The sequence below is a fragment of the Arthrobacter sp. TJ-58 genome, assembly GCF_058269295.1.
In genome coordinates this window covers 155,307-168,395 of sequence record NZ_JBZCNM010000004.1, presented here as the reverse complement: position 1 = coordinate 168,395, position 13,089 = coordinate 155,307, and the positions used below count along the sequence as shown (strand labels likewise).

At 66.3% G+C, this 13,089-nt stretch carries 14 protein-coding genes and 2 riboswitches; of the genes, 3 read left to right on the top strand and 11 right to left on the bottom strand.

Going from position 1 to position 13,089, the window contains the following annotated elements; translation table 11 throughout:
- Positions 1-103 precede the first annotated feature (103 nt).
- Positions 104-637, top strand: a complete 534-nt coding sequence (locus AC4D2W_RS14405) for a GNAT family N-acetyltransferase (protein ID WP_490927606.1) — start codon at positions 104-106, stop codon at positions 635-637.
- Here AC4D2W_RS14405 and AC4D2W_RS14400 read toward each other — a convergent pair.
- The gene (locus tag AC4D2W_RS14400; protein ID WP_490927605.1) at positions 613-1,182 is read right to left on the bottom strand and encodes a DUF1990 domain-containing protein; all 570 of its coding nucleotides are present in this window, start codon (positions 1,180-1,182) and stop codon (positions 613-615) included. The two genes, AC4D2W_RS14405 and AC4D2W_RS14400, sit on opposite strands and share 25 nt — an antisense overlap.
- The gene (locus AC4D2W_RS14395; RefSeq protein WP_490927604.1) at positions 1,179-1,565 is read right to left on the bottom strand and encodes an MmcQ/YjbR family DNA-binding protein; all 387 of its coding nucleotides are present in this window, start codon (positions 1,563-1,565) and stop codon (positions 1,179-1,181) included. The genes AC4D2W_RS14400 and AC4D2W_RS14395 overlap by 4 nt, the downstream gene beginning before the upstream one ends.
- A gap of 118 nt (positions 1,566-1,683) precedes the next feature.
- Between AC4D2W_RS14395 and AC4D2W_RS14390 the strand changes: the two genes are divergently transcribed.
- Positions 1,684-2,508: a DUF1206 domain-containing protein gene (locus AC4D2W_RS14390; RefSeq protein ID WP_490927603.1), complete on the top strand. Its 825-nt coding sequence runs from the start codon at positions 1,684-1,686 to the stop codon at positions 2,506-2,508.
- A 57-nt stretch (positions 2,509-2,565) separates the two neighbouring features.
- Here the strand turns inward: AC4D2W_RS14390 and AC4D2W_RS14385 are convergent, their stop codons facing one another.
- From AC4D2W_RS14385 to AC4D2W_RS14345, 9 genes are all read right to left on the bottom strand, one after another.
- A complete protein-coding gene (locus AC4D2W_RS14385; protein ID WP_490927602.1) occupies positions 2,566-3,804 on the bottom strand; it encodes an acyl-CoA dehydrogenase family protein in 1,239 nt (412 codons plus the stop codon).
- A complete protein-coding gene (locus AC4D2W_RS14380; protein WP_490927601.1) occupies positions 3,801-4,679 on the bottom strand; it encodes a MetQ/NlpA family ABC transporter substrate-binding protein in 879 nt (292 codons plus the stop codon). Before AC4D2W_RS14380 ends, AC4D2W_RS14385 begins: the two co-directional genes overlap by 4 nt.
- Before the next feature lie 2 nt (positions 4,680-4,681).
- The gene (locus tag AC4D2W_RS14375; RefSeq protein ID WP_490927600.1) at positions 4,682-6,181 is read right to left on the bottom strand and encodes an LLM class flavin-dependent oxidoreductase; all 1,500 of its coding nucleotides are present in this window, start codon (positions 6,179-6,181) and stop codon (positions 4,682-4,684) included.
- Between the two features lie 13 nt (positions 6,182-6,194).
- The gene (locus AC4D2W_RS14370) at positions 6,195-7,109 is read right to left on the bottom strand and encodes a MetQ/NlpA family ABC transporter substrate-binding protein (RefSeq protein WP_490927599.1); all 915 of its coding nucleotides are present in this window, start codon (positions 7,107-7,109) and stop codon (positions 6,195-6,197) included.
- 52 nt (positions 7,110-7,161) lie between these two features.
- Complete coding sequence (locus tag AC4D2W_RS14365) at positions 7,162-7,827, bottom strand: methionine ABC transporter permease (RefSeq protein WP_490927598.1); 666 nt, start codon at positions 7,825-7,827, stop codon at positions 7,162-7,164.
- Entirely contained in the window at positions 7,820-8,614 is a 795-nt protein-coding gene (locus AC4D2W_RS14360) for a methionine ABC transporter ATP-binding protein (RefSeq protein WP_490927597.1), read from the bottom strand. Before AC4D2W_RS14360 ends, AC4D2W_RS14365 begins: the two co-directional genes overlap by 8 nt.
- A 102-nt stretch (positions 8,615-8,716) precedes the next feature.
- A riboswitch (SAM riboswitch) is annotated at positions 8,717-8,815 on the bottom strand.
- Positions 8,816-8,990: 175 nt separating this feature from the next.
- A complete protein-coding gene (locus tag AC4D2W_RS14355) occupies positions 8,991-9,407 on the bottom strand; it encodes a CoA-binding protein (RefSeq protein WP_490927596.1) in 417 nt (138 codons plus the stop codon).
- Between the two features lie 58 nt (positions 9,408-9,465).
- Positions 9,466-10,083 (bottom strand): alpha/beta fold hydrolase, encoded by a 618-nt coding sequence (locus AC4D2W_RS14350; RefSeq protein WP_490927595.1) that lies wholly within the window; start codon positions 10,081-10,083, stop codon positions 9,466-9,468.
- A 171-nt stretch (positions 10,084-10,254) separates the two neighbouring features.
- Positions 10,255-11,688, bottom strand: a complete 1,434-nt coding sequence (locus AC4D2W_RS14345; protein WP_490927594.1) for an LLM class flavin-dependent oxidoreductase — start codon at positions 11,686-11,688, stop codon at positions 10,255-10,257.
- Between the two features lie 33 nt (positions 11,689-11,721).
- Positions 11,722-11,836, bottom strand: a riboswitch (SAM riboswitch).
- A 327-nt stretch (positions 11,837-12,163) separates the two neighbouring features.
- Here AC4D2W_RS14345 and AC4D2W_RS14340 point away from each other — a divergent pair.
- On the top strand, positions 12,164-12,988 hold the full coding sequence (locus tag AC4D2W_RS14340) for an ABC transporter ATP-binding protein (protein WP_490927593.1): 825 nt from the start codon (positions 12,164-12,166) through the stop codon (positions 12,986-12,988).
- Positions 12,989-13,089 lie beyond the last annotated feature (101 nt).

Below are 13,089 nucleotides of genomic sequence, written 5' to 3'. Positions count from 1 at the left end.
GTCTCAGACCCGAGACGTGCACCTACTGTCATCTCGCGGAGGGGGGAAAGGAATCACCTCACCCGATATCAGCAAATGTCCACAGGGGGTGCACAATTATGCTGTGACTCTTACCCCCGAACGTCCGGCGCCGTCCACCAGCGTCGTTACCGAACGACTGCTCCTGGACACCATGTCCCCCGCGGAGCTGGATGCCCTCATCGGCCAGTCCCGGCTTCCCGGCTGGGCGGAGGACTTTCCCCAGCCCACCGACCACGACGCCGTCCGGCAGTTTTTTGAACAGGGTATCCACAGTGCTGCCGCAGCTCTGGGCACCCGCCTCATCCGCGAACGGGACACGAATGAGGTGGTGGGAACCATTGGCTTCCTGACGCTGCCCGAGGCAGGCGACGTAGAGGTCAGCTACAGCGTGGTGCCGTCCCGGCGCGGCCGCGGCTACGCCACGGAAGCGCTGTTGGCCCTCGTCCGCCTGGCGCTGGGCGAACCGGCGGTCTCCCGGGTCATTGCCCACACCGAAGAGGAGAACACCGCCTCGCAGGAGCTCCTGCTGACGGCCGGTTTCATGCCGGTGGAAGTTCCGGGTTTGGGCTTGGCATTTGTCCTGCTCCGCGATCAGCTGACCGACGCCAGTTTGTAGGCTGCGGCCAGATACCGCCGCGTAATGAAGGCCTGCACGCCGCGGTTCGCGAAGTCCCCGGCAGCTATCAGCCGGTTCGCCGGCCGGCTGTACGCGGCTACCCGGAAGATCAGCTTTCCGTCCGGGTCCAGCTCCGCGTAGAAACCCTCCTCGCCCTGTTCCGGGTGGCCCTTCAGCGTGCCGTAGCCAAAACCCGCGCGTTGACCCGGCACGGGAACGCCGTCGTCGTCCACTGCCGGTTCCTCCGCCCACAGGACACGGCACGGCGCGTAGTAGCGCAGCGGGCCCACACCGACACCCGAGGCCATTTCCACTCCGGGGGCTGCGCGCGGCGTGGCCGCAGGCACCCGCAGCCCGGCTCCGCGGTGCAGGTCCCAGCCCAGGATGCCGTTGGCCAGGCGCAGGAACCCTGCGGCGGGATCGGGAACCTCAAGCTGTTCCCGGCGCAGCACCAGCCGGTAGCGTTCCGGCCAGTGGTCCGTGAGCGGCTGCGGATACGGCCGGCGGGTGTAACCGGCCTCTGGATAGGTCAGTTCCCGGATCATCCGGCCGCCAGGCCTTTCCACGCCAGCGATTCACGGTCCCTGGCCGGGAGCGAAGCCACGACCAGATCGTAGGAGTCTTCCACCAGGTCACGCACCAGGGAATCGTCCATTCCATCGTCGAGCACCACCGAGTTCCAGTGCTTTTTATTCATGTGCCAGGCACCGTTGATCTGCGGGTGGGCTGCCCGCAGCTGCTCCGCCAGGTCCGGTTCACACTTCAGGGAAATGACCACCGGCAAAACCGCCGGCGAGAACATGGCGAACATTTTGGCCCGGCCGCCGGAGGCCCGCACCTTGAAAACGGCCGTCCCCGGCCCGAACGGATAGTCCTCAAAGGCGCCCGGGAACCGCTGGCACACCTGTTTCACTTCTGCCGCGTCCATCGTCCGAGCGTAGTCCGCCGCCGCAGGGCTGCGCCACAAGTGACAGGATGGAATCCGGACCAGTATTTAACCGGTGTACCCCCCACGGTGTACGCCCGAATCTTGGAGGACAGTTTTGGTGCAGACAGGTCACGGGGACAGATTGGCGTCCGCCGCGGAGAAGGCAGCCGACTCGAAGGGTTTTGAACGCGCGGCGCGCATGGGCTACGTAGCCAGCGGTCTGCTGCACCTGCTCATCGGCGTCATTGCGCTGCGGATCGCAACCGGCGGCAGCGGTGACGCGGACTCCTCCGGCGCCCTGGCGGCTTTGGCCGGACAGCCCGGCGGTTTGGTCCTGCTGTGGATCTGTTTCCTGGGCTGCCTCACGCTGGCACTGTTCCAGCTCTCCCGCGTCTGGCTCGACGGGCGCGGTCTGGAAGGACGAGAGGCGTGGAAGGTCCGCGCTTCAGCCGCCGGCCAGGCTGTCACATACGCGGCCATTGGCGTGTCCTTCGGCACCTTCGCCATGGGCGCCGGCAAGGACAGCGGGCAGAGCTCGGCCGGCTGGAGCGCACGGTTGATGGAGCAGCCGGCCGGCGCCGTGCTGCTGGGTTTGGTGGGACTCGGGATCGCCGTCGTCGGCGGCTACTTTGTCTACAAAGGCGCCACCCAGGGCTTCCGCAAGAAGCTGCAGGCAGTGCCGGCGGGTACCTGGGACCGCGCCGTCACCGTCACCGGCACGGCGGGTTATGTGGCCAAGGGGATTTCCCTGGGAATTCTGGGCATTCTGGTGGCGGTTGCCGCCTTCACTGCCGATCCTGAGAAGTCCACGGGGCTCGACGGCGCCCTCCACGCCCTGCGCGGGCAGCCTTTCGGCGGGCTGGCGCTGGGAGCGGTAGGCATAGGACTGATGTGTTACGGGCTGTACACCGGCATCCTGCGCGCCCGGTTCGCCAAGTTGTAGGACCCGCTTCCCCCGGGCCCCGGCCGATGCACACCGTCGGGGCCCCGGACGGAGCAGCTATGACGCGCCCGCCCCCGGTGCATCGCCGATGCTGCCCAGTCCCTGCGGCACCGTGCCGTTGATCTCCCAGTCCCCCACCCCGCGCGCCTTGAAAACCGCGGGGTTGTGGGTGGCCACCGTACGGGCATTTCGCCAGTGCCGGTCCAGGGCCTTGTCCCTGGACACCGCTGACGCCCCGGTGACGTCGAACAGGCCCTGCGCAACATCCAGAACCAGCTCCGGAACAATGATCTGCGCACGGTCCACTGCCAGCTCGCCGCGCAGGTAGGCCTGCCCCGGATCCAGGTTCAGGGCCGGGTCGGAGGCGGCGTCAAGTTCCGCGGCGGCGGCCAGCACGGTCGCCTCCGCCGCTGCAGCTTTGGCCGAGAGCCGCCCCACCAGCTGCTGGATCAGGGGATCGTGCCGGAAGAGGCTTCCGCTTCCGGTGTTGAAGGTGCGTTTGCGGCCGCGGACCAGAGCAGCAGCATCCCGGACGGCCGCCCGCCCGATGCCGGCAAGAACGGCAAGGAGCACCAGCTGAAAGAACGCCGCCTCCAGGGTGCTTTCCGCAGCACCGCGGGGAATGACGTCCCGCGCGGGCACCTGCACATCCGTGAAATAGGTGGTGCCGGTGCCGGTGTGCTGCTGGCCGAAACCGTCCCAGTCGTCCATGATCCGCACCCCCTCACTGTCCACCGGAACCACGGCATACTGCCGGCCGGGAACGCCGTCGGTAGTGGCCATGACGGCAATCCAGTCAGCAAAGATGCTGCCCGTCGTGTAGTACTTTTCGCCGTTCAGCACCCATCCCTGCGGGCCCGGCCGCAGTTGGGTGTTGGTGGCGCCGAGGGCATTGCCGGAACGCTCGGTGGCGGCATTCCCGAAGATCTTCCCGGCCGCCACCCGCGGATACCAGCGCTCCCGGAATCCGGCGTCTTCGCGGCCGATGGTTTCCACGAACGCAAAATGGGAGCGCAGCAGATGCGCCACATTTGAGTCCGCTTCGGCCAGCTCCACCAGCAACCGGAAGAAGTCCGTATGGCTGGCGCCGCTGCCGCCGGCTTCGACAGGCAGGCGGACGGCACCAAAACCGGCCTCCTTGAGCCAGCGCACCTGCTCAAAAGGAAGCGTCCGGGTCAGTTCACGGTCCAGGGCTCCTTCGGCTATCCGTGCAAACACGGGCCGGAACCGGGCCGCGAGCAGCTGATAGCCGGACTCCGTGCTGCCTTCCGTCCCGGAAGGAATCCCGGCGCTCATGCCTGCCACCACTTCGGCAGCTCATCAAGCGGGTCAGTGTCCCAGGGAGTGGGCAGCACCCCGCCCATATAGTCCGCAAACCATCTGCGGACCTCCTCCGACTGGTACGCCTCCTGCAGTACGCGGGCTTTTTCGGTGGCCGCGAAAGCCGCGGTGCCGGCAACCACACAGCGGAACGGCAGCTGGTCCGCTTCCGCTTCAAAGGCCAGCGCCTCTTCAACCGTCAGGCCAATCTCTGCTGCCAGGCGGACAAACAGAAACCCGGCGTCAACGTCCGGCAGGGTTTTCGACAGTGATTGCTGATCCACCTCCACGAACTCCAGGTTCCGCGGGTTCGCAGTGATCGATTCCTGCGAGACTTTGATGACGCCTACGCCGTCCTGCAGTTCAAGCAGCCCCGCGTCCCGCAGCAGCACCAGCGCGCGGCCGTTGTTTGCCGGGTCCACCGGCAGGGCGATCCGGGCGCCGGGGGGCAGTTCCTGCAGGGATTTCCAGCGTTCGGACCAAATGCCGCCCGGTGACCCGTAGACATAGAACAGCGGTTCCAGCTGCAGGTTCTTGTCCGCGTTGAACTGCTGGAGATAGGCGCCGTGCTGGAAATAGTTGGCGTCAAACTCACCGTTGGATACGGCCAGGTTGGGCTGGATGATGTCGGTGACGTAGGTGGCATCCAGCGTCCAGCCCTGTTCTTTCAGGAGCCGCTGGGCAATTTTGGTCGGCTCCTGGTACGGCGCGGACTCCGTGACGATGATCCGGATCCGCCGGTCATCGGCGGCAGAGGAGGTAGAAGAGCTGAAGCCGCAGCCGGTGGCAGCTGCCAGTGCGGCGGCCCCGCTGCCGGCCAGCGCCAGGCGGAGGAAATGTCTGCGATGCAAGGTCAGTCCTTTCGGGCCGCAGCGGCTGCGGCGGCCGGGATTCGTTGGGGTTCCCCGAGGAACCCGGGTGAGGCGGCGGGCTGAACGTCCCGGACGGAAGCGCCGAAGGCTCCGCGGCAGCGGGCCGCCGGATGGCGGTCATTCAGCAGAGGACCGGGGTATTCCGCACTGCGGCCAAAGACCTTTTCCCGGAAGGTGCCCGGGGCGTAGTCGGTTTGCGCCAGTCCGCGGCTGCGCAGTTCGGGCAGCACTCCGTCAATGAAATCGGTGTAGGAGCCGGGCAGCACAGCGTTGATGATGTTGATGCCGTCCACGCCGGCGTCCTGCCAGCGTTCCAGTTCGTCGGCGATCTGTTCCGGGGTTCCCGCCACCTGCTGCGCCTCGGTGCGGTACCGGGCAACGTCCGCCAGGGTGGGGTTGCGCCCGGGGGTGGAGGCGATGATGGCCTCCAGTACGCCCCGTCCGCCCTCGGTTTCAATGCTGCCTACCGGGGTATCCAGCGGCAGGCCGCCAAAGTCCACGCCAAGCCCGCCGCCGATGTGGGCGATGACGGCGTCCAGATCCAGGTATTCGTCCAGCTCAGCTCTCTTCCGGCGGGCTTCCGCCTCGGTTCCGCCCACTACGAAGGACAACCCGGTGAAAACCTTGATGTCCCCGGGCAGCCTGCCGGCGGCGGCGGCATGCCGGCGTACCCCCGCCGCCACCTTTCCCGCGTGCTCCGGACCCGGAGCGAAAATGAACGTTGCCTCCGCGTTGGCTGCAGCGAACTGCTGGCCGCGCCCGGAGCTGCCGGCCTGGAACAGGAAGGGAGTGCGCTGCGGTGACGGAGCACTCAGGTGCGGGCCCTCAATCGAATACCGCTCACCCCGGTGATGAATTTTGTGCACCTTCTGCGGATCCGCATAAACGCCCGAGGCCTTGTCCTGAAGGAGGGCGCCCTCGTCCCAGGACCCCTCCCAGAGCTTGAATACGGCTTCCACGTATTCATCCGCCCAGTCGTAGCGGCGGTCGTGGGCGGTCAGCCCGTCCGAACCGAAGTTCCGGTGCGCGTTCTCCAGCACCGAGGTCACAATATTCCAGCCGGCACGGCCGTTGCTGAGGTGGTCCAGCGTGGACATCTGGCGTGCGAAGTGGAAGGGATGGGACTGGATAACCGACGACGTCGCAGCCAGGCCAATTTCGCTCGTTGCCCCGGCGAGGGCCGCCAGCAGCAGCACCGGATCATTGGCCGGCACCTGCAGTCCCCGGCGCACGTGGGAGTCCCAGCCGCCGTCGTGGTCTCCGTACAAGCCCACGACGTCGGCGAAAAAGAGGGCGTCAAACTTGGCCTCTTCCAGCTGCCGCGCCAGCCCGGTCCAGAGGGAAAGCTCATTGAAGCGGTGCTGTTCGGCGTCGGGATGGCGCCATTGTCCGCCCCGGATATGGCTGGCGGTGTTCATGAGGAACGCGTTGAGCAGCAGCCGCGGACGGCCCTGCGGATAGCGGGAACTGGGGGTGGTCATGGTGTCCTCTCGCTCAGGCGCGGCTGAGCTGTTCGAATGCGGGCAACGGATCTTCGTCCCAGGGAAGCTGGAAGAACCCGTCCTGGTATCCGGCAAAGAAGTCCCGGACCTCGGGGCTCTGGACCGCGGCGCGCAGTTCCCGGGCGCCCTCGCCGGCGGCAAATTCCCGGGTGCCGGCGAAGACTGAGCGGTAAGGAACCTCGTCCGCTTCCTGTTCCTCGGCCACAACCGTGGCCTCCTTATCGATGCCGGCGTCGATCGCGGTGGACTGGAACATGAAACCGGCATCCACGTCCGCCAGGGTCTGGCTCAGTGATAACTGGTCCACCTCCACAAAGGACAGGTTCCGCGGGTTTGCGGTGATGTCCTGCTGCGAGGCGTTGACCACCGTGACGCCGTCGGACAGTTCCAGCAGGCCGTGGGCGCGGAGCATGAACAGGGCGCGGCCGTTGTTGGCGGGATCCACCGGGATGCTGATGGTCGCACCGTCGGGCAGGTCGGCCAGTGCAGCGTGCCGGCGGGAGTACAGCACCGCCGGCGAATTGCGGATATAGAACAGGGGCACCAGATCCAGGCCCTTGTCCCGGTTGAACTGCGCCAGGTAAGCCATGTGCTGGAAGCAGTTCGCGTCCGCCTCACCGTTGGCCACCGCAATGTTTGGCTGGTTGATGTCATTGACGAAGGTTGGCTGCAGCTTCCAGCCCTTTTCCGCGAGGAGCCGGCCGGCGATGCCCACCGGTTCCTCATAAACCTTCACCTGCGAGGAAATGAGACGGATGGTCCGTTCGTCGGTGCCGGCATCGGCGGAACGGAATCCGCAGCCGGCGAGGACTGGCGCGGCAGCCCCGGCAGCCGCGAGGTAGGCAAGCAGGGTGCGGCGGCTGAGTGCGGGCGGAGCTGAACTGTTTTTGGGTGTGATGGAGTGCAACGTGTCCTCTTCAAAAGTTGGAGTGCGAGCGCTGAAAGGGATCAGCGGCGGGTCATACGCGCTTGTCGGTGCGGCGGGAGATCCAGGAACCGCTCAGCTGCACGGCCTGCACCAGCAGGACCATGAGCACAATGGCGGTGACCATCAGCCCGGTTTCGTAGCGGTAGTAGCCGTAGCGGATGGCAAAGTCGCCAATCCCGCCGCCGCCCACCAGCCCGGCCATGGCGGAGTAGGAGATGAAGCTGACGGTCATGATCGTCACCGAGCTGATCAGGCCCGGGCGGGCCTCGACGAGCAGCACGTCGCGGACGATCTGCAGCCGGCCGGCTCCCATTGAACGCGCCGCTTCCACCACGCCGCCGCCCAGTGAGGTGATGTTCTGTTCCACGAAGCGGGCAAAGTAGGGCACCGCGTTGATGGTCAGCGGCACGATCACGGCTGCCGTGCCGATGGTGGTTCCCACCAGCAGCCGGGTCAGCGGAATGATGGCGATCAGCAGGATAAGGAAGGGAAAGGAGCGCACCAGGTTCACCAGCGTGTCCAGGATCCGGTGCAGCTTGGGCCGGGGTGACAGTCCGTGGGGTCCGACGGCGTACAGCAGCACCCCCAGCGGGGTTCCCAGCAGCACGGCCAGCGGAATGGCAATGATCAGCATGGTGCCGGTCTCTCCCAGCGCGGCCAGCAGTTCGGGCCAGACTTCAAGGATGCGGTCAAACATGGAGGGCCCCCTTGCCGTGGGCTGCGGGCCGCTCAAGCCGGATCTCGTCCGACACCAGGTAGCGTCCAATCGACGTGGCAGGGCTGAACGCGGGGCGCTTCAGCTCACTCAGATCGAACTGTTCCACCACCCGGCCCTCTTCCATGACGGCAACGTTCTCAGCGATGGCCTTGATGACGTTCATTTCATGGGTGACCACCACAATGGTGATGCCAAAGCGCGCGTTGACGTCCGCCAGGTACTGCAGCACCGAGGCCGTGGTCCGGGGGTCGACGGCGGAAGTCGGTTCGTCGCAGAGCAGCACCTTGGGTTTGGTGGCGAGGGCGCGGGCAATGGCGACGCGCTGCTTCTGCCCGCCGGAAAGCTTGGCCGGATACGTTCCGGCCTTCTCCGGCAGGTCAACAATTTCCAGTGCTTCCAGCGCACGTTTGCGGCGCTCGGCCGAGTTCCCGATTCCCGCGAACTTCAGCGACAGTTCAACGTTCTGGGCCGCGGTGAGATTGCTGAGCAGGTTGAAGTGCTGGAAGATCATGCCGATGCCGTGGCGGCGTTTGCGCAGCTCCAGCGGCGTGAGGCCCACCAGGTCCACTCCGTCCACCAGCACGCGCCCGGATGTGGGCCGCTCCAGCAGGTTGATGTTGCGCAGCAGCGTGGATTTGCCGGCACCGGAAAACCCGATGATGCCCTGGATGGTTCCGCGGCCGATGTTCAGTGAGACGTTGTCGACGGCGGTCAGTTGCTGCCCGCCGGTGTCAAAGACGGTTGAGACATTCTCAATCCGGATCATGTGTTCCTCCTGGGTCCAAGCCCGAGAAGAGGTGCCGCCGCAGGCCGGACCGCCGGCGGTGCGCCGGAGCGCACTGCAGGGGACCGGGCGAAAGCGGGTGCTTCTCCATCGGTCCTGGCGGTAGCACCCTTGCTCCGCAGGATCGCGGAAGGGTTGCTGCGGCGTCACGGAGCCAGGTCTCTCAGCCGCTCTGGATGGTTACAGGTTCCATGGTCGCCGGGGCAGTGCAGATGCGCAATCAGATGTCATGATGCGGCGAAGCATTGCGAATCATGACCTGCCCGGCGTCATCTTGGAGTTCCACAGCGGATGAGGGCGTCCGCGGCAGGGCAGGTGAGAGGTCCGGGGAAGAAAGAGTGCCCGGGGCGGCAGTGGGCTACAGGCCGAAGTGCGGTGCCTCGATGACCGGGCAGGTGTTCATGACAACGTCCAGTCCGGCGTCGGCCGCCCGCTGCGCCGCGGCCTCGTCGATGACGCCCAGCTGCAGCCACACGGCTTTGGCCCCCACCTCGATGGCCTGGTCAACAATGGCGCCCACGCGGGAAGAATTCACAAAGCAGTCAACGACGTCGATGTGGCCGGGAACCTCTTTCAGGCTCCGGTAGCCCTTGTTGCCGTGTACGTCGTCGCCCTTGAGGCTCACCGGGATGATCTCCATGCCCAGGTGGTCCTGGATATAGCGGGACACGCCGACGGCGGTGCGCAGCGGGTTGTTGGACAGGCCCACCACGGCCCAGCGGCCCTTGTTCTTCAGGAGGGATTCGATAACTGCGGGGTCGTTGACGTGCGGCATCTGCTGTCCTTCGGCGGAGTGCTGGAATGGGGCTCCAGCTTACGCCCGGCCGGTGTGATCAGCCGAGAAAGGATTCGATGGCGTCGGCCAGGGCGGCGTCCGGCACCCGGGATACATCGCCCTCCACCAGCTGGAACTCTCCCTCGTCCAGGGCATCGGCTGCCCGGCGGGCGAGGTCGCGGGTCTCATCCCCGCTGGTGCTTCCGGCAAGGACCAGCACGGGGACCTGGACGCCGCCGAGTCCTTCCAGTTCCGTCTGCATCACCAGCAGCTCATCCTCGCCTTCATCCAGGGCCAGGGCCGGTTCCAGTGCCACAACGCGGGTGATGACGGCGGATTCCTCGGCGGCCCGCAGAGCCAGGAACGCCCCCGACGCAAAGCCGTAGAGGTCTGCGGTGCCGCCGGCCACCTGCACCACGGCCAGCAGGTCATCGACGTCGGACTCGGCGGTGTACTCCTCGCCGAGCCCGCTCTCACCCAGCCCGCGGCGGTCGTACGTGTACACCGTGTGGTTCTCGGACAGCAGATTCGCCAGCGCACGGGTGCCGGAGCTGTTCCGGTCCGAGGTCAGCGGATCCACGATCACCAGCGGCGGTCCGTCACCCTGCCGGGACCAGGCGATCTGGGTGCCGTCGGCGGAAAGGGCCATTCCGGAGGCACTGGGGGAAGGTTCCATGACGGACTCCTGCTCGCGGGAGGGGCACTGCGGACCCTTCAAACGTAAGGAGACGCTCCGTCCCCGGTCAATGCCCCCGCCGGGAACCCGCCCCCGGAAGCGGCCCCCGGCTGACCGGCCGGCAGCTGCCTGGCCGACAACTGACTGTCCGGCAACTGCCCAACCCGCAACTTACCGGCCCGCGGCTGCCGGCTGCCGGCGGAAGGAGGCGCCGCGGTGTTCGGAAGGCAGCTTGTCTCCGGCTCCGAACAACTTGTTGCGCAGCGTGCCCGGCGTGTACCCGGTCCGGTAGGCGCCGCGCTTCTGCAGTTCGGGCACCACAAATTCCACGATGTCCTCAAAGGTCCCCGGCGTGATGGCGTAGGCCAAGTTGAAGCCGTCGACGTCGGTCTCCTCCTGCCAGCGGATCAGCTCCTCCGCGATTTCAGCGCCGGAGCCAACCATCCGCGGACCAAGGCCGCCGATCCCCGCGGATTCGGCGATGTCACGCACCGTCCAGGGTTCGCCGTCGTCCTTGGCTTTCTGGAAGTTCGCCGCCGCGGACTGGATGGCATTGGACTTCACATTGCCCAGCGGTTCGTCCAGGTTGTACGTGGACAGGTCCACCCCCATCCAGCCGGACATCAGGGCCAGGGCGCCCTCATCGCTGGCATACCGCTGGTATTCCTCATGCTTCGCTGCGGCCTCCGCGGAAGTGGCCGCAGTGATGACGGTGAGGAGCGTATAGATGCGGATGGAGTGCCGGTCCCGGCCGGCTGCTTCAGCGGCGTCCCGGATACGGCTGACGGTTGCCTTCAGCTTGTCCACCGTCGGGGCGCCCACAAAAACAGCCTCGGCGTTCCCGGCGGCAAAGGCGATCCCGCGGGGCGAGGCACCGGCCTGGTAGATCACCGGGGTGCGCTGCGGGGACGGTTCGCTGATGTGGATGCCGGGCACCTTGAAGTATTTGCCCTCGTGGTTGATGTCGTGGACTTTCGCCGGGTCAGTGAAGATGCCCCGTTCCCTGTCACGGACGACGGCGTCGTCCTCCCAGGAGCCTTCCAGCAGTTTGTAGATCACCTCGAGGTATTCGTCCGCGTGGTTGTAGCGCTCGTCGTGCTCCAGCTGGTCTTCCGCGCCCAGGTTCCGTGCGGCGGAGGGCAGATAGCCGGTCACCACATTCCAGCCGACCCGCCCGTTGGTGATGTGGTCCAGGGTGGAGAGGCGGCGGGCGAAGGGGTAGGGATGCTCGTAGGCGGTGCCCGCAGTGACGCCGAAGCCGAGGTGCTCGGTCACCAGGGCCATGGCGGAAACCAGCAGGAGCGGGTCATTCACCGGAACCTGGGTGCCCTGCCGGAGGGTGGCCTCGTTGGAGTTTCCGTACACGTCATAGGTGCCGAGCACATCGGCAATGAAGATGCCGTCAAACAGCCCGCGCTCGCAGGTTTGGGCAAGATTCGCCCAGTACCGGATGTCTGTGTAGTTCGAGGACTGGTCTTGCGGATGGCGCCACAGTCCCGGGGACTGGTGGCCCACGCAGTTCATGTCAAAGGCGTTAAACCGGATCTGGCGGCGTTCGTTCGAGCCGGGTGCGGACTTTTCTGACGGAGAGGACTGGTTAGGCACGGGAAACCCTTCACCGGGACGCACCGCTTGGGGGCGCCGTACTTGCCGTTCGCGGACGCGACACGGCCGGATCCTCATCTGGGGCACCCCGCTACGGAACGAGGGTTGCCGCCCAACCAGCCAGAGCTTCACGTTGGGACTCATGATCCTGCGTCACCAGTATCTGCACACCACGGATTGCCCCGCAAGCCGTTCCAGTCATGTTGCGTAACGGCCCGCGGCCGCAGCAGACCGCGCGGAGAAATGCGGCGTCGAAATATTACGGCGGGGACTTGCCGGTTTGGGCAATGGCGCGTTTAGTTGCTCTTGACCATCCCGAGCGGCTGAGAGACCTGGATCAGTGAAGCCGCAGCAACCCTGGTTGCCGTATTTCCTCCTTGAGAAACGGCAATAACGAGGACAGCACCGCAGGAGGCCCGTCAGGGCCCAAGGTGTTCTCCGTAGGGTGCTACTGCCAGGACCGATGGAGATTAACATGACCGCTCTGGCTTCACACTCCCCTGCCGCCGCGCCGCCCTCCGGTGGACCGGCCGGCTCCGCCCTTCCCGTCAGCTTTTCGGGACTGGGCAGAGCTTTTGGTTCAGGCAGCCAAGCCCGCCAGGTGCTGCGCGACATCACCTTTGACGTTCACCCCGGCGAAGTGCTCGCCATCCTGGGATCCAGCGGCTGCGGAAAGTCCACGCTCCTGCGGGCCGCGGCTGGTTTGGACGTCCCCAGCAGCGGTGAGGTCCGGATCAACGGCACGCCGGTCCGCGGCATTGATGACCGCTGCGCCGTCGCGTTCCAGGAACCAAGGCTGCTCCCCTGGCAGACTCTGCAGGCCAACATTGCCATGGGCCTGCCCAAGGGCATCAGCGCCGTGAACGGCAAAGCCAAGGTGGCCGAACTGCTGGAACTGGTGGAACTGGCGGAGTTCGCCAAGCACCGCCCGCGGGCAGTGTCCGGCGGCATGGCGCAGCGGTCCTCCCTCGCCCGCGCCCTGGCCAGGACACCCGGGGTGCTGCTGCTCGACGAGCCCTTTGGTGCCCTAGATGCCCTGACCCGGCTGAAGATGCAGGATCTGCTGCTCTCGGTCCACAAGGCCGCCTCCGCCACGGTACTGCTGGTCACCCACGATGTGGATGAAGCCCTCCAGCTGGCGGACCGCATCATCATCCTGGGCCGGCAGCCGGGGCTTCCCGGAGCCACCATCACGGATACCGTCACCGTGCCAGGGCGCCGTCCCCGCGAGCGTGCCTCGGCCGAGCTGGCCCGAATGCGCGGCGAGCTCCTGGCCCGGCTCGGCGTCGACCGCCACTAACCGCTTCTCCCACCGCGCACCCGCTTCTTCCGGGACGCTTCCCCAGCCGATCTGCGCCATTTTCTGCGCGACAGGCGCCTTTTCCTCTTCCTTTCCAGCAG

Excerpts from the sequence above, each read along its gene's own strand:
- AC4D2W_RS14400 (WP_490927605.1), bottom strand. The coding sequence starts at position 1,182 with ATGATCCGGGAACTGACCTATCCAGAGGCCGGTTACACCCGCCGGCCG.
- AC4D2W_RS14395 (WP_490927604.1), bottom strand. The coding sequence starts at position 1,565 with ATGGACGCGGCAGAAGTGAAACAGGTGTGCCAGCGGTTCCCGGGCGCC.
- AC4D2W_RS14385 (WP_490927602.1), bottom strand. The coding sequence starts at position 3,804 with ATGAGCGCCGGGATTCCTTCCGGGACGGAAGGCAGCACGGAGTCCGGC.
- AC4D2W_RS14375 (WP_490927600.1), bottom strand. The coding sequence starts at position 6,181 with ATGACCACCCCCAGTTCCCGCTATCCGCAGGGCCGTCCGCGGCTGCTG.
- AC4D2W_RS14365 (WP_490927598.1), bottom strand. The coding sequence starts at position 7,827 with ATGTTTGACCGCATCCTTGAAGTCTGGCCCGAACTGCTGGCCGCGCTG.
- AC4D2W_RS14360 (WP_490927597.1), bottom strand. The coding sequence starts at position 8,614 with ATGATCCGGATTGAGAATGTCTCAACCGTCTTTGACACCGGCGGGCAG.
- AC4D2W_RS14355 (WP_490927596.1), bottom strand. The coding sequence starts at position 9,407 with ATGCCGCACGTCAACGACCCCGCAGTTATCGAATCCCTCCTGAAGAAC.
- AC4D2W_RS14350 (WP_490927595.1), bottom strand. The coding sequence starts at position 10,083 with ATGGAACCTTCCCCCAGTGCCTCCGGAATGGCCCTTTCCGCCGACGGC.
- AC4D2W_RS14340 (WP_490927593.1), top strand. The coding sequence starts at position 12,164 with ATGACCGCTCTGGCTTCACACTCCCCTGCCGCCGCGCCGCCCTCCGGT.